The sequence below is a fragment of the Trichococcus sp. TS_SC_9 genome (genome assembly GCF_056156325.1).
Genome location: NZ_CM149591.1, coordinates 1,500,710 through 1,516,248 on the forward strand (window position 1 = coordinate 1,500,710; position 15,539 = coordinate 1,516,248).

At 49.3% G+C, this 15,539-nt stretch carries 14 protein-coding genes; 9 read left to right on the top strand and 5 right to left on the bottom strand.

Going from position 1 to position 15,539, the window contains the following annotated elements; genetic code table 11:
- Nucleotides 1-17: 17 nt before the first annotated feature.
- Entirely contained in the window at nucleotides 18-794 is a 777-nt protein-coding gene (locus AC0J5I_RS07305) for an NRDE family protein (RefSeq protein WP_475305302.1), read from the bottom strand.
- 229 nt (nucleotides 795-1,023) lie between these two features.
- Here AC0J5I_RS07305 and AC0J5I_RS07310 point away from each other — a divergent pair, with 229 nt between their 5' ends.
- The gene (locus AC0J5I_RS07310) at nucleotides 1,024-1,746 is read left to right on the top strand and encodes a hypothetical protein (protein WP_475305306.1); all 723 of its coding nucleotides are present in this window, start codon (nucleotides 1,024-1,026) and stop codon (nucleotides 1,744-1,746) included.
- Between the two features lie 43 nt (nucleotides 1,747-1,789).
- Complete coding sequence (locus AC0J5I_RS07315; RefSeq protein ID WP_475305310.1) at nucleotides 1,790-2,788, top strand: sodium:calcium antiporter; 999 nt, start codon at nucleotides 1,790-1,792, stop codon at nucleotides 2,786-2,788.
- A gap of 40 nt (nucleotides 2,789-2,828) precedes the next feature.
- Here the strand turns inward: AC0J5I_RS07315 and AC0J5I_RS07320 are convergent, their stop codons facing one another.
- A complete protein-coding gene (locus AC0J5I_RS07320) occupies nucleotides 2,829-4,100 on the bottom strand; it encodes an AI-2E family transporter (protein WP_475305314.1) in 1,272 nt (423 codons plus the stop codon).
- A gap of 201 nt (nucleotides 4,101-4,301) precedes the next feature.
- On the opposite strand from AC0J5I_RS07320, the gene AC0J5I_RS07325 reads away from it, so the two are divergent.
- A complete protein-coding gene (locus AC0J5I_RS07325) occupies nucleotides 4,302-4,907 on the top strand; it encodes a cob(I)yrinic acid a,c-diamide adenosyltransferase (RefSeq protein ID WP_475305318.1) in 606 nt (201 codons plus the stop codon).
- Between the two features lie 308 nt (nucleotides 4,908-5,215).
- Here the strand turns inward: AC0J5I_RS07325 and AC0J5I_RS07330 are convergent, their stop codons facing one another.
- On the bottom strand, nucleotides 5,216-6,763 hold the full coding sequence (locus AC0J5I_RS07330) for an NAD(P)H-hydrate dehydratase (RefSeq protein ID WP_475305322.1): 1,548 nt from the start codon (nucleotides 6,761-6,763) through the stop codon (nucleotides 5,216-5,218).
- A 249-nt stretch (nucleotides 6,764-7,012) separates the two neighbouring features.
- Here AC0J5I_RS07330 and AC0J5I_RS07335 point away from each other — a divergent pair, with 249 nt between their 5' ends.
- Nucleotides 7,013-7,933, top strand: a complete 921-nt coding sequence (locus AC0J5I_RS07335) for a peptidase U32 family protein (protein ID WP_475305600.1) — start codon at nucleotides 7,013-7,015, stop codon at nucleotides 7,931-7,933.
- Between the two features lie 36 nt (nucleotides 7,934-7,969).
- Nucleotides 7,970-9,208, top strand: a complete 1,239-nt coding sequence (locus AC0J5I_RS07340) for a peptidase U32 family protein (protein WP_107994817.1) — start codon at nucleotides 7,970-7,972, stop codon at nucleotides 9,206-9,208.
- Nucleotides 9,209-9,304: 96 nt separating this feature from the next.
- Here AC0J5I_RS07340 and AC0J5I_RS07345 read toward each other — a convergent pair whose 3' ends face one another.
- A complete protein-coding gene (locus AC0J5I_RS07345) occupies nucleotides 9,305-10,495 on the bottom strand; it encodes an MFS transporter (protein ID WP_159072118.1) in 1,191 nt (396 codons plus the stop codon).
- Nucleotides 10,496-10,709: 214 nt separating this feature from the next.
- On the opposite strand from AC0J5I_RS07345, the gene AC0J5I_RS07350 reads away from it, so the two are divergent.
- Entirely contained in the window at nucleotides 10,710-11,732 is a 1,023-nt protein-coding gene (locus AC0J5I_RS07350; RefSeq protein WP_475305328.1) for a serine hydrolase domain-containing protein, read from the top strand.
- Nucleotides 11,733-12,095: 363 nt separating this feature from the next.
- Here AC0J5I_RS07350 and AC0J5I_RS07355 read toward each other — a convergent pair whose 3' ends face one another.
- Nucleotides 12,096-13,214: a 5-methyltetrahydropteroyltriglutamate--homocysteine S-methyltransferase gene (locus AC0J5I_RS07355; protein WP_107995071.1), complete on the bottom strand. Its 1,119-nt coding sequence runs from the start codon at nucleotides 13,212-13,214 to the stop codon at nucleotides 12,096-12,098.
- Nucleotides 13,215-13,775: 561 nt separating this feature from the next.
- On the opposite strand from AC0J5I_RS07355, the gene AC0J5I_RS07360 reads away from it, so the two are divergent.
- From AC0J5I_RS07360 to AC0J5I_RS07370, 3 genes are all read left to right on the top strand, one after another.
- On the top strand, nucleotides 13,776-14,066 hold the full coding sequence (locus AC0J5I_RS07360; protein WP_107994820.1) for an ArsR/SmtB family transcription factor: 291 nt from the start codon (nucleotides 13,776-13,778) through the stop codon (nucleotides 14,064-14,066).
- Nucleotides 14,067-14,088: 22 nt separating this feature from the next.
- Nucleotides 14,089-14,322 carry a thioredoxin family protein gene (locus AC0J5I_RS07365; RefSeq protein ID WP_107994821.1) on the top strand — a complete coding sequence of 78 codons (234 nt, stop codon included), beginning with the start codon at nucleotides 14,089-14,091 and terminating at the stop codon, nucleotides 14,320-14,322.
- Nucleotides 14,323-14,520: 198 nt separating this feature from the next.
- The gene (locus AC0J5I_RS07370) at nucleotides 14,521-15,525 is read left to right on the top strand and encodes a permease (protein ID WP_475305334.1); all 1,005 of its coding nucleotides are present in this window, start codon (nucleotides 14,521-14,523) and stop codon (nucleotides 15,523-15,525) included.
- Nucleotides 15,526-15,539: the final 14 nt, after the last annotated feature.

A 15,539-nucleotide genomic window follows, 5' to 3' on the forward strand; every position in this document is an offset into this window, starting at 1 on the left:
CCGCATCTTTTGTTGCTTCATTTTTCTTCAGCCTTCAATTGAAAGTTGAAACGGACATCCTTGCTGGTTCCGTCCGGCAGGTAGGATCTTTCCACAAAAGTCACCTGATCGGAATAGTCGATGAGGATCAGTGTCGTGGAGCGGGTGCCGTAGCGTTCCGTCTGGATGAAATTGGCGGAAACAGCACGCAAAATCGGCAAATCCAGCGGCAAATCAGGCAGTTGGTCATCCGGTGGGGGCGTCCGATCAGACATGATGCGGAAGACGGCCTCTTCGTCAAGAGTCGCTGAACTAGCCAGTTCAGCCATTGCCGCTTTTGTGCGGGTGACTTTCGGCCAAGGCGTATCGAGCGTGGCATTGCTGACGGTGTGGTTGCCTGTTTGAAGGACGCTGCTTTCGTCCAAAATGTTGTTGTAATGATGGAGGCTATCGCTCGATCCGACAATCAGATTGAAGCCGTTGTAGTCGGTTCGTTGCTGTTTGACCAGGTTCAGGTAGTCCTGGGGTTCAGTACTGCCGGTCAAGTAATCCATCACAAGGTTGCCGCGGGACAGTTTTTGGTCGGACTCCTGATCGGTCGTCAGATAACTGTTGGTCACGGCAGCAATCCTGCCTTGTTTGGTGATTCCAAGCCAAGTGCCGTGAGCGCTCAAGTCTTTACCTGCCAACAGATCGGGATGGTCCAGCCAAAAGTGTGCAGCCAAGGAGGGACGGTCATACTGCTCGTCCCGATTGGCCACGAGCATCAATTTGTACGATGCGTGTTGACTGAGTTGCAATGAAATCAGACACATAGCTATTCCCCCAGTAAGATGTTGTTCTTTTGTTAAGTATAGCATGCGCAAGCTTCAAGTCTGAAATGGAGAACCCCTGCAGAGGCAGGCCCTGCTGAATGCAGCTCGACTGCTTATTCCAAATTTCAAAACGCGCTGGATATGAGCTATAATGAAGATAACAGTAACACCATCACGCCAATCGGAATTGCAGCGACAGGATCAACACTATTCGAAGGGGTTGTTAAGGATGCTAAAAGATAGAAAAAAATATTGGACAGTCCTGCTGGTCAGTCTTTTTCTGGCAAGTTGCAGCCAAACGCAAGAAACATCTGAAGAAAAAAGTTCCTCTCAAGCGATAGCGCAAAGCAGTTCGGCAGTCAGCACAGCGAGCAGCGAAACAAAAGCAACGTCGGCAGAATCCACGGAAGCCGGTGATAGGCTCGGCAAACTGTCGAAAAGCTACATTGATATCATGGAAAGCGGCAATTACTATATGGCTTTCCGCTCCACGACGACATTTGAAGGCGAAATGATGGAATCCGAGACGATGATGACCGTTTCGGGCGACAGGACCGCGATGCATTCTAAGTCCGTAGATACTGACACGGTAATGATGATGATGGATGGCAAAACGTATTTGATCGACCATGTCAACAAAACGGTAATGGTTATGCCTGAAACAATGATGGAAGGGGAAGAAACCTTACCGGAAATCCCGGAATCAAGCGAGCCGGTCGAAGTGGATGACATCGAATACATCGGCAGCGGTGAGGAAGACGGCTTGGTGTACGAGGAATATCGCACAGAGAGCGGTACACAAATCTTCTACTATTTTGATGGCGCCGACCTGAAGAAAATCAAGACGATCGATGAATCATTTGAATCGGTCATGGAAATATTGGAATTATCCGATAATGTGTCGGAGGATGCTTTTGAAATACCAGCGGACTATCAGCAAGTGACCTACTGAGCACATTAGCCAACCAGTTCCGGATGGAAGGAAGTGGAGGTTCTTGACGAATTTATTGGCTCCAGCAGCCAACTATGTGTTAGCGGGAGTGCTGATTTTCTGCATCTGGGTACTGTCCAAGGCAACGGATGTTTTGGTGGACGAAGCGATTTCGCTTTCGTTGGATTGGGGAATATCCGAATTGGTGATCGGTGCTACGATTGTTTCCTTAGGAACCTCTTTGCCTGAGTTGGCGGTGTCTATTTTGTCAGCTATCCAAGGGAACAGTATAGTTGCTCTTGGGAATGTCATCGGTTCCACGATTGTGAACACCAGCTTTATTCTCGGTATCGGTGCCATTTACGGCAGCATTCCCGTCAACCGGAAGACGGCAAATAAGCATGCCGTATTGTCCGGGCTCTCTTTGTTTTTGATTCTGTCCGCGTTGCCTATTTTCTACGCAGACGGGCAGGGCAAGATACCGCAGTGGATCGGATTTCTCCTGTTGCTGTTGAGCCCCTTGTATTTTGTGTGGATGCTGCGGGAAGGGAAGCAACAACCTCAAGAAATCACTGTCGACACATCCGATAAGGAAGACGGCAAGCCGATACTGATCAAACTCTTAAAATTATTTGTAAGCGCAGGTTTTGTGATTGCGAGCGCCTCAGTTATGGTGACAACGGTTGAAATTGGAGCTACCCGAATCGGCATCCCTGATTCGGTCATCGCTTCCACAGTTGTGGCCTTCGGGACGGGGTTGCCGGAAATCAGCACAACCATCGTTTCTGTAAAAAAAGGCTATGGCGCTTTGGCGATGGGGAACATCATGGGCTCTAACCTTTTGAACACGCTTTTGATCCTCGGTACGGCGATCAGTTTGACCCCTGGAGGAATTGTTGTCAGTCCGGATTTCTATCAGATCCATTTTCCGGCTTTAGGGGTTTTGTTGGTTGTTTTGGGTTATTTTTCCTACAATACTAAACGGGAAATCATCAGCAGAAAAGAAGGGCGCATTTTGGTGCTTTTTTACCTAGCCTATTTGGTATGGAATTACTTGATATAAAAAGGTTCGTGCCCTTACGGGAATCACGAACCTTTTTGTGTTATTCTTCTTTATCGTTTTCCGGAATATCCCTTTCCACATCAACAGTCGCGAAATCCTTAACGGGAGTGGAGCCGTTCACCAAGACGGGCTCTTCATCGTCCAGCTCGAATGGACCGGCCACTTCGCCAAAATAACGATTGTACCGCAGCTTGAATTTTTCGAGTACATGTTCAATCAGAATCTTCAGCATCGCGAATAGCGGCACACCTAAGATCATCCCGATAAAGCCAAGCAGATTGCCCATGATCAGCAAAACGATGATGATCGTCAGCGGGTGCATTTTCAAATTTCGGCCCATGATGTTCGGTTCGATGATGTTGCCTTGAACGAATTGCGCCAAAGCCCAGACGACGGCCATTTTTAGGAGCATGGCCGGAGACGTGAACGCAGCAACGAACAAAGCCGGGATTACACCGATTGTCGCACCGATGAAAGGGATGACCGCTGTCAAGGTAGCAATCAAGGCAAGGACGACGGCATAATCCAGGCCGATGATCAAATAACCAACGATCAGCAAGGCACCCAGACTCAAGGCAACAAGCAGTTGGCCTTGAACATAGGAACCGACCTGAAGCGACATCTGTCTGGAAATCTTTTCGATATCATTGCGGAAAACGGGCGGGATGTTGTTCATGACAAACGGTTGAAACTTCCCTTGGTCCTTCAGCATGAAGAAAAGGATGACCGGGAAAGTGACTGCCACGACCACTACGCTGGAAATGGTGGAAAAAATGTTCAGGATTTTTTCGCTAGAGTTGCCGACCCATGCCAGAATCATCTCAGGGATACTACCCACTGTGCTATCCAACCAACTTTGCGCCTGTTCATAATAGTCCTTGAAGGTACTGTTCGCGAGCAGCTTGTCGAAATAGGCATTCATCTGTTCAATGTAGGTAGGAAATTCATTGACTAGATTGGTGAGCTGGCTGGACAAGATCGGAACCAAAAGGACAACCCCATAGACCAGCATGAAAATGAAGAGGACAAAGACGATTGATGTCGCCATTCCTCGGTTGATTTTCCTACTTTCAAGGAAGGTAACCATCGGATTGAATATATAATAGAAGACGATTGCTAAAATAACGGGTGCCACAATGGTCGAAAAAATGACCTGCAGCGGTTTGAAAATGAATGAAATGGTATCCATCGTAAATATGAGTACACCGATCAAAATCAGGGTGGACAGGATATAGATGATTGTCTTGCCGCCCAAAAAGGAGATGAGGCGCGTGTCTTCGGGTACGGTTATTTTTGTTTCTTTCTTTTGCATATGCTGTCCTTTCTTATGCCATCCCCGGACTGGATCCGTAAAGCGACATAGCGGTTTTCTATTGTTAGTTTACCAGAGTTCCCTCTGAAAGCCATACTGCAAAGGTCTTATTTACGGAAAAATTCTGTCGTTTGATTGAGAGGGTGTGCTTGAAATGTGATAGAATGACAGAACAAGAAAATGCATTAAAGGAGGCAACCTATGAAATACAGCATCTATACACGCACTGGCGACAAAGGCAACACACGCATCGGAGGCGGGAAAGCTCTTCCGAAGAATGCCGAAAGGATCGAAGCTTTCGGCACGCTGGATGGGTTGAACTCATGGTTCGGGCTTGTCCGCACGAAGAATGATTGCGGCGAGGATATCCAGGAGGACATGGCGCTCATCCAGCAGTTCCTGTTCGATTGTTCCTCAGATTTGTCGATTCCGAAAGGGCACCGGGAGTACAAGCTCACGCAGGATCACATCGACTGGTTGGAGCAGAAAATCGACGGCTACAGCGAAGAACCGGAGGAAATCCAGTATTTCATCATACCGGGCGGAACGGAGTTGGCTAGCTGGTTTCACATTTTGCGGACGACGACCCGTGATGCCGAACGCCGGATCGTCACCTTCATGGAGCAAGAGCCGGATGAAGTGAATCCGTTTGTGCTGAAGTTCATCAACCGTCTTTCGGACTACCTGTTTGTCGTGGCCCGTGTAGTAAATGTACGCAAAGGCGTTCCCGACGTGCCGTACGAACGGAGCGAAAAAGTGTTCCGGATTTCAGGAGATAAGGACAGTTCCAAGGCGAAACCGGAATAAAAGGGTAGGGTAGAAATCGGGTTTTCCTGCGGTGAAGGGCACTTTCGCCGGAGAAGAGAATCCCACCAAAATGTCACCTCCGGTCCACGCGGCTTCACCGGAGTTGGGCTTCTGGAATTAAGTCTCCTCCGGCCATCAGGTCTCCCGCCGGAGCTGAGCGTACCCCCACAGGAGCATTTTCTCCGGCCACCCCCACCACGCCGCGCCGCGATGGTCATTCATACATTCATCCAATCAAAAACGCACAAGGAACCCGGCCGACCGCTGCCGGGTTCCTTGTGCGTTTCGTTCATTTTAACAGGAAAGAATCAGCGTAATACCGCTGGCAAAGCTTCGATGAGATCCGAAGCCATCAAGCTGTACTCCGATTTTTCTTGGGCAGCGATGTCCCCCGCCAAACCGTGGATGTAGACACCCAATTTGGCCGCTTCGGAAGGTACTAAGCCTTGAGCCAATAAACCGGCGATGATGCCGGTCAAGGCATCGCCTGAACCGCCCGTCGCCATGCCGTTGTTGCCTGTCGCGTTGATGTAGTGCTCATCCTGATGGGCCACGACAGTCCGGGCATCCTTCATGACAAAGGTCAGATCCGAATCAGCCGTGCAAAACGCAGCAGTCCCTAAGAGATCCGCTTTTATTTCCGCCAAGTCCTTATCCAAAAGCCGCGCCAGTTCCTTCAAATGAGGGGTAAGGATGCTCCCCACTGGAACGGACTGCGACACTGCGTTGATGCGGGCACGGGAATCGTTCCCCGGCAAAGCCGCGTCGTTGAAACGATCGGAAAGGATATTCAGAGCATCCGCATCGATGATCAGAGGGATCTGGCTGTTTTCCAGAACCAAATTGACTACCGTGCGGGCTGCATCGGACTTCCCCATTCCTGGTCCGACAACAATCGCATCTGCGCAGGAAACCGCGGCGATGATTTTAAGGCGTTCGCTCTCCTTATCCAATCCATCCGTTTGGTAAGTCGTCAGGATGGCTTCAGGCAGCTGCATCTGAAGGATGGCGCGGTTCTCATCCGGCGTGACGATCTGGACCAGCCCGGCGCCAGTACGGTAGGCAGCTTTTGCCGAAAGGAAAGCAGCCCCGCTCATGTTTGCGGATCCGGCGATGATCACGACCCGGCCGTAAGTGCCTTTGTTCGAATAGGCCGCGCGTCTCGGCAGCGAAAAAAGATCGCTCTCGTCATAGAACAGCACATTCGAAGAAATGACGTCCATGGCGCTCGGTGGGAAACCGATATCGCTGACAATCAGTTTGCCGGTATGCAAAGAACCGGGGTAGAGCAGCTGGCCGATTTTTTCGATCCCGAAAGTGATGGTCACATCTGCCCGGACAGCGGTCCCCAGCACTTGTCCATTGTCGGCGGAGATACCGGATGGGATGTCGACAGCAAAGACATATCCTTGGAACGCGTTCATGAGTTGGATCGTCTCCGCGTATTTCCCTTCTGCAGGTCTGTCCAAGCCGATGCCGAAAATCGCATCGACCAAGACGGTGTAGCCTTTGAAGTTGATTTCGCTGACGTCATCCCAGATGACCATGTCCAAGTTTTCGATGATGTCGAGTTGTTTTTTGGACTCAGCAGATAATTTGTCGTGTTCGCCGATCAAGAATACATCCACCTGGAAGCCGTGGTTCAATAAAATGCGGGCTGCCGCCATTCCGTCGCCGCCGTTGTTGCCTGAACCGCAGACCACGAGGATGATGTCCTCTCTTGAAATGCGTTCTTCCATGGCTGAGACGACCTGATTCGCCGCATTTTCCATCAGCACCAGGGCTGGGATGCCGATTTCATTGATCGTAAAGGCGTCGATTTTTTTCATCTGTTGGCTGTTGACAAGTTTTTTCATTGAATATTCCTCCTGATGGTTGGTGGATGTCATTCCATTTTCACATTTGCTATTATACCATTCTTGATGCGGGAAAGAATACGGGGAGCCTGATATAGCTCTATGCCAGGGGGAAACCAAATGATTGCTTTAACAAGCCGTGACTATTCTGCACAACAATTTTCTGAAAACTTAGGGAAAACAGTCATTCACTTTTTATAAGTAATGTGATAATCTTATCAAGGAACTCGAATAAGGGAGGAATGTATGATGATCGAGCTGATTGCAACAGCCGAGTCAGTAGCGCAAGCCAAGGAACTGGTGGATTGCGGCGTAGATATACTATATATAGGAGAGGATGAGTACGGCCTTCGTTTGCCGTATTCCTTCACCAGAGAGGAACAACGTGAGGTCATTGCCTATGCGCATGAGAAAGGCGCGCAGGTCAGTGCCGCGGTGAATGCGATCTTCCATAACGATCGGATCAATCAAGTGGCCGAGTATCTGGCTTTCTTGCGTGAAGCGGAAGTCGACAGCATCACGTTGGGCGATCCTGGCGTAGTGCAAGTGATGAGGGAACAGGATTTATTTATCCCTTACCGTTATGATGCACAAGTCATGGTGACCTCAAGCGGACAGATCAATTTCTGGGCGAAAAGGGGAGCGGTCGGTTCCGTGCTTGCCCGCGAAGTGCCTTTCGAGGAAATGAAGAAATTGGTCCCGGGTGCGTTGGTGCCGGTTGAAGTATTGGTATACGGTGCCACTTGCATCCACCAATCGAAACGCAATTTGCTTGAAAATTACTTCAATTTCATCGAGAAAGAGGAAGCCGTGAATAAAGAACGCGGATTGTTCATTTCGGAGCCGAAAAAAGTGGATTCCCATTATTCCATCTATCAGGACCGCAACGGAACACATATCTTCGCCAACAATGACCTTGATCTGATGCCTCATCTGGGCGAACTGACGGCTATCGGCGTCTCGCAATGGATGCTGGACGGTTTGTTCACCCCAGGAGAAAATTTTGTCGCAATCGCGAAACTGTTCGTGGAAGCGCGTGAAGCCTTCACGGAAGAGATCTGGACGGAAGAATTGGCGGAACGATTGGATGCCGAACTATATGCCTTGCATCCCGCAAACCGTGAGCTGGATACCGGATTCTATTCCAAGGACCCGAATGAAGTTGTCTGATACTTTGATACTGAAAGAAAGAGAGTGTACACACACATGCGAACAATAACAAAGAAGCCCGAGGTCTTGGCCCCGGGCGGAACATTGGAAAAATTGAAGACAGCCATCCACTACGGAGCTGACGCCGTCTATATCGGCGGAGAAGCGTACGGTTTGCGCAGCCGCGCAGGCAATTTCGACTATGAGGAAATGGCGGAAGCAGTCGCTTTTGCGCATAGCCACGGTTCGAAGATCTATGTCGCCGCGAATATGGTCACACATGAAGGCAACGAGGAAGGCGCAGGCGAATTCTTCCGCACAATCCGCGATATCGGCATCGATGCGGTCCTGATTTCAGATCCCGCGCTGATGGAAATCGCCGTAACCGATGCACCCGGCTTGCCGATCCATTTGTCGACCCAGGCTTCCGCGACCAACTACCAGACGCTTAACTTCTGGGCGAAAGAAGGCTTGGAGCGCGTCGTTTTGGCCCGTGAAGTATCGATGGCAGAAATTCAGGAAATGAACGAGAAGACCGATGTCGAAATCGAAGCCTTCGTCCATGGGGCGATGTGCATCTCCTACTCGGGCCGTTGTGTCCTGTCCAACCACATGTCGAACCGTGATGCCAACCGCGGAGGCTGCGCGCAGTCTTGCCGTTGGAAATATGGCTTGTACGATATGCCGTTGTTGGGGCAACAGAACCCTGTAGGTGCCGGCGAAGAAGGCATCGAAGAAAAATTCTCCATGAGTGCCGTCGATCTTTCGATGCTGGAGCACCTGCCCGATCTGATTGAGAGCGGCGTCGACAGCCTGAAAATCGAAGGGCGCATGAAATCGATCCACTATGTGTCGACGGTAGTCAACGTCTACCGCAAAGCCGTGGATGCCTACTGCGCCGATCCCGACCATTACGAACTGAAGCAGGAATGGGTGGATGAATTATGGAAAGTCGCGCAACGCGAATTGGCTACCGGTTTCTTCTATAAAGATCCGACCGAGGATGAACAACTCTTCGGCCAGCGCCGCAAAATTCCGCGCTACGGTTTCATCGGCCAAGTGATGGCCTACGATCCGGAAACGCAGATGGCTACGATCCAGCAGCGGAACAATTTCGGTGTCGGGGACGAAATCGAATTCTACGGACCGGGATTGCGCCACAACGTACTGACGGTGGAAGCCATCTGGAACGAACACGATGAAGCAATCGACCGTGCGCCTAACGCTATGATGACTGTGAAGATGAAAGTTCCTTTCGTGGTCGAACGTTTCGATATGATCCGCAAAAAAAAATAATACCGGAATGATAAAAAGAATGGCCCCGCGTGCTGATACAAGCTCGCGGGGCCATTCTTTTTATTTTCGATAAACGATGGTGCATTCAGCCATTCATCAAGAAAAGAGGCGTTCTTTCGGCTGAGCCGGTACTTTGAACAGCAAGGCGATCACTGCAGCGATGACCGTGAAGACGAAAAGCAGGAGATAAAGGTAATTCAGCCCGATTTGATCGATGATGGGGCCGGCCATCAATTGGAAGAAGATGGTGCCGATGTTCCTGGAGAACATGGCGACGACTGCCGTTCCTGTGGCGATCAGTTTCCGGTTCAACAAGGTGGAGACCATCTTGAGGTTCAGCATGATGAAGGTGCCGGAAGCGAAAAACTTGGTCAGGACGGTCGCGATGGAAAGCACCAGAAAGTCGTTCGAAAGGAAATTGATCAGATACTCTGTCCCCGATAGGAACAAAATGGCAAGAAGGAGCTGCTTGTTCGTGAAATGGTCCATGAAGCGGTGAGACAAAGCCATCGCGATGACTTCCGCAAACAGGGCCACTGTCAGGGTCGTGCTGACAAGTGCGACCGGAGCGCCCGTATCGGTCAAGAGCAACGGCAGATAACTAGTGTTGACTGTGTTCGTGCCGAAGATGATGAACGCCAAGAGCAGATAGGTGATGAACAGTTTGTTCTGGAAGATATTCTTGAGTGTGTTGCCGCCGGAAGTATCCTCCTGCTTCTCGGCTGCATGCTCTGGAGAGGCAGCCGCTTGCTCCGGTTTAGGCAAGAGATAAAGGAACACGATGCTTGCAAAATAACAGGCGAGATAGAGCACGAAAATGGATTTCGGCGATACAAAATCGTAAATGATTCCTGAAATCTGTTGCCCGGCAGCATAGCCGATTGTTCCCCAGAGGCGAATTTGGCCGAATCTGTAAGGGCTGTTGGCCGCAAGCACATCGAACAGCGGTGCGAGCCCTAAGGTGATGGCGTTCGCCAAACCATAAACGAGTCCGAAGAGCCAGTTGCCTGTGAAGAAAAAGAGTCCGCTGCTGATTACAGCGGAAATCAAAACATAAATGGTGACCGTTTTGCGGGTTCCCCATTTTTCATTTGAATACCCGATAAGTCCTTGGATGATGAGTGCGATTATGTTTGAAAGGATAAGGATGAATGAAATTTCCGACCCGCTTTTTCCCAGGTCGCGCATGTAGACGGTGATTAATGATGATAAAGCCGCCATGGACATAAAGTAGAAGATGAATAATATCACGTATTGCTGATACAGACGCTCCTTGAAATACCCCATCGAATTACATTCCCCCAATAAGTTCACTAGTATACAATATTCTAACACATGATCCGCTGATAAGGCTGTTTCTTTCTCAAATTGAAAAGTGCTTCGCAAATCTCGCGCCATTCTTCCCCAAAATTGTAAAAAGCGTTCGAAAGGTGCCGCGCATCAGGCTTCGGATGCGTTATAATGATAGATAACTATAGTAAAGGAAAGGAGGCGCTTGCTGATGTATCCGGAAACTCAAAAGAAGATCGCTGAGATGCTGGAAGGGAATGTTTTCCCCGGGGCGACTTATACCTTTATCGATAAGGATGAAACGGAAACCCAGCTGATCGGATCGGCGGCGATCTTGCCCGAGCGGGAAGACTTGCGGGAGGGCATGCTCTATGACGTGGCTTCTTTGACGAAGGTGATCGTCACGACGACGCTGCTGCTCCAACTCCATGAGGAAGGGGAAATCAGCTTCGAAGATCCGGTGCGGGCGTATCTGCCGGCATTCCCTTCTGATGCGGTGACGATCCGCCATCTGTTGACGCACACGTCCGACCTGAAAGGCTATATCAAAAACCGCGATGCGCTGCCGGCCGAAAAACTCGCCGCCGCCTTGACAGCCCTTGAGCCGGGAGAAAACCTCGGAGAAAAAGTGGTCTATACCGACACCGGATTGATCCTTGCCGGCTTCATCATCGAGAAGCTGACCGGGAAATCGGTAGCGGAAAACTTTGAGCAACGCATCAAGCAGCCGCTGGCCATGATGGACAGCAGCTATCAGCCAACTGATCCGATGCGTTGCGTTCCAACGCAAAACCATCCGACCAGAGGGGTGATTCGGGGTGTTGTGCATGATCCCAAAGCAGTGATCCTGGGTGGACACTGCGGTAGCGCAGGACTGTTTGCGCCGATGCAGGACCTGATTCGATTCAGCAAAATGCTGCTGCATTTTGGGGAGTGGGAAGGCCAGCGGATCTTGCGGAAAGAGACGGTCCAAGCCTTGCTGCGGGATTGGGGAATCGTTCCGGACCAGCCGCGCTCCTTGGGGTGGAACTTGTTTCAAGATGGGGAAGACTTTGTGTTGTGGCATACCGGCTACACCGGCACCTTCATGATACTGGATCCGAACCATCAAAAAGGTTTTTTGCTGCTTTCAAATCGGGTCCACCTCGAAGACCGCAGACCGGAATGGATTGCGGTCCGCGATGAACTGGTTGCCATCTACCTGAAGGAGGCCAAGGCAGAAAAAGCAGAATAACAAAAAAACGCCACTTTTGGGTGGCGTTTTTTGCTGTCCTTGGATGGACGAATTTCTTTAGAAAGTGGCAGATGAAGTTGCAGCTTCACCGAACCGGTTCGGAGGTCTAAAGAAAAAGAGTAAATTCTCTCAGTAACTTTAGAGTATACAGGGACAATCTGAATATAGTATGACAGCTTATTAAAAATTTGGAAAGTAGTAAATGAAAAAAATCACATGAAAATTAATCCTGGTACACTCGTGAACCGTCTACATCCACTAAATCTCATGCAAAAAAACGCATCGCCACTCAGGAATTGAGTGGTGATGCGTTTTTTGCTGTAGGGATTTTTGTGTGCTCGAACCTTAAGCCGCATCGAACGATCAGTCGCCCCAGACTTCGTCAGCGATTTGTTTGACCAAGGCCAATTTCGCCCATTGTTGTTCTTCCGTCAGATTGTTTCCTTCTTCAGTCGAAGCGAAGCCGCATTGCGGGCTCAGACATAATTGTTCCAAAGGCACGAATTTAGCAGCTTCAGCGATACGCGCTTTGACTTCGTCGATATCTTCCAATTCCGGTGTCTTTGAAGTTACAAGGCCTAGGATAATTTGGCCGTCGCCTTTGTAGTAGCGCAATGGTTCAAATCCACCAGCTCGGTCGGTGTCGTATTCCAGGAAGAAGCCGTCTAAGCCGGTTTCGCCGAACAGCTCTTTCGCAACAGGCTCATAAGCGCCTTCCTGCGAGTAGGACGAGCGGAAGTTACCGCGGCAGATATGCGTCGTGACGACCAAATCTTCAGGCAGACCGATTTGGATGTTTTTGACGTTATCAGTAGCGACGCGTTTCAATTCATCGTAAGTTTCCTGAGAACCGAAAATTTCCAACGCTTTGTCCGAGCAAAGATCGCCCCAGAAAGTGTCATCGATCTGGATGTAACGGTTCCCCAGCGAGTAGAAGTGCAGGATCGTGTCGCGGTATGCCTGTTGCAGATCAGCAGCATACTCTTCCAAGGTAGGATAGATTTCTTCGTTTCGGAAACCGAGGCGGATCAATTGGTTCGGGCTCGGAATCGATACTTTCGCAATGGCTTTGTCGCCGACTGCTTCAGCCAAGAAAGCATAGTCCGCAAAGAAGGGGTGTTCCGGATTAAAGGCGATCTTGCTGATATTGCGCACGCTGTGGGCGCTGGTCACAACATTGTGGAATTGTTTGCCTTGCGCCGCAAGGTAACCTTCAAAGCCCAACAGGTTCTCAAGAAAATCGAAATGCCAATAAGAGCGTCTGAATTCTCCGTCAGTGATGCCTTTGTAGCCAAGTTCAATCTGTTTTTCGACGATGCGTGTGATCTCAACATTTTCGATTTCGCGCAGGGCTTCCTTCGTGATTGTGCCTTCAGCCAGCTCTTTGCGGGCTTTTTTGATACTTTCGGGACGCAGGAAGCTCCCTACGTGGTCTGCGCGGAAAGGCGCTTTCGTTCTCCTTAAAGTTGCTTGGGTTGTCATGATCGTTTCCTTCTCTCGTTTGTTTTTTGGTAAAAAAATACGTCCTTGCGCATGATGCTGCGCAAGGACGTATGAAAGATTCATCGTGTTACCACCTTGGTTCAGAAAAACCTCGCGATTTTCCCCTTAACCAGTACGCCACAGCAAATCGCTGTTCAGGGATACTGTGATGCTGTAACGGGCATTCCCGTGGAGGGCTAAAGTTCTAAAAAGAGCGTTCGCCGTCCACTCACTCGAAGACCATTTTCCGGATAGCATCCCTGTCCTCTTCACAGCAGCCGAGGTTCTCTGTGCATTTCGTCCATCCGTACTTATCTTTTCAATGTGAATTTATTTTGAAATTTATATAAATAATAACAAGTGGATAAGAATCAGTCAAACTTTTTTCATCAATTTTTCATCTTTAGTCATTTTAACATGCTTTTTTTCTGTCCAAGATGGGAATTGCAATTCATGCTGTGAGGGTATATACTTCATATAGATAGATGTCTATGTGTGGGCGCCAAGAGCGATAGAGCGAGCTGAAGTGCCTTAAATGACAGCAGGAAAGAGGAACTGAATATGGCGATCGAATACAAAACATATGCGAAATGTCTGAAAGTATTATCGGACGAAACCAGATTGGAAATCATGGATTTATTGTCGGAAGGCGAAATGTGCGCCTGTGCGTTATTGGATCAATTTTCGATCACACAACCGACTTTGTCCTACCATATGAAGATGATGAAGGACTGCGGTTTGGTGGACAGCAGAAAAGACGGCATTTGGGTTAAATACTCCGTGAACCATGAAAAATTGGACGAGTTGAAGGATTTTTTCCAGATAATGGCCAAGCAAAATACCACTGTGTAATCATTCGAAAGTAGGGATGGAAATGGAAATCAAAATATTGGGTCCAGGCTGCCGCAACTGCGAGAAACTGCAAGTCAATACAGCCGAGGCGTTGAAGAAAATCGGTATGGAAGCAACCATAACCAAAGTGGAGGACCCGAAAGAAATCGCAAAATACGGCATTATGCAGACACCGGGGCTGGTCATCAACGAAAAGGTCGTCTCCTATGGGCGTATCCTGACGCCCAAACACATTGCAGAACTGCTGCAAAAGTGACAAAAAGAGAAAAGCCTATCCCTGAATGAATAAGCTGCGAAAACCGGAGTGCTGATCCGGCATTATCGCAGTTTTTTTGTAGGGCATCATCACCTGAAAACAACACATTGACATTCATCTATGTGTGGGCGTATACTAATACATAGATAAACGTCGATGTGTTATGTAAAAAATACAAACTAGAAGGTGCAGTTCATCATGGGAATTTTTCAATGGTTAAATGATCAGTTATTAAAAATGCAGTGGCTAAGCGATTTAGTCGTTGTGCTTGTCCAGGATGTCTTCGGATTGGACCTCGCCAGCAGGGTAGGCGGCAGCATCCACTTCTTCATCTACGACGTCATCAAAATATTCATCCTGTTGTCGGTGTTGATTTTCGGCATTTCTTACGTGCAAAGTTTCTTCCCGCCTGAGCGGACGAAGAAAATCCTGGGCCGCTTCGATGGGATCACCGCCAATATCCTGGCGGCATTGCTTGGGACGATCACACCTTTCTGTTCCTGTTCTTCGATTCCGCTTTTCATCGGCTTCACCGGATCGGGATTGCCGCTGGGTGTGACGTTTTCGTTCCTGATCTCTTCACCGCTGGTCGATTTGGCATCGATCATCCTCTTAGCCAGCATTTTCAACTGGAAAATCGCCATCGCCTATGTCGTTGTGGGACTTATCCTTGCGGTTGTCGGCGGAACCTTCATTGGGAAAGCGCATATGGAAGACCAGGTCGAATCCTTTGTGTTCGGCAGCCCTACGGTTGAACTGGAGGAAGCCGAGTTGACAAGGAAAGACCGTGTCGATTATGCATTCGATCAGGTGAAGGAAGTCGTCCAGAAAGTATGGATTTACGTGCTTCTTGGGGTCGGCATCGGGGCTGCCATCCACAACTGGATTCCCGAATCGGTCATCACAGCTCTGCTGGGCCAGGATAAATGGTATTCGGTATTGGTGGCAACAGTCGTCGGCATTCCGATGTACGCGGATATTTTCGGGACGCTGCCCATCTCCGAAGCGCTTGTCGCAAAAGGGGTCGGCTTGGGTACCGTACTTTCCTTCATGATGGGCGTGACGGCATTGTCCTTGCCGTCGATGGTCATGCTGAAGCAAGTCGTCAAACCGAAATTGTTGGGCCTTTTCTTCGGAATCGTGGCAGTTGGCATCATCATCATCGGCTATCTGTTCAATTTCTTGGGACCCATTTTTATGTAATCAAATCAAAATAT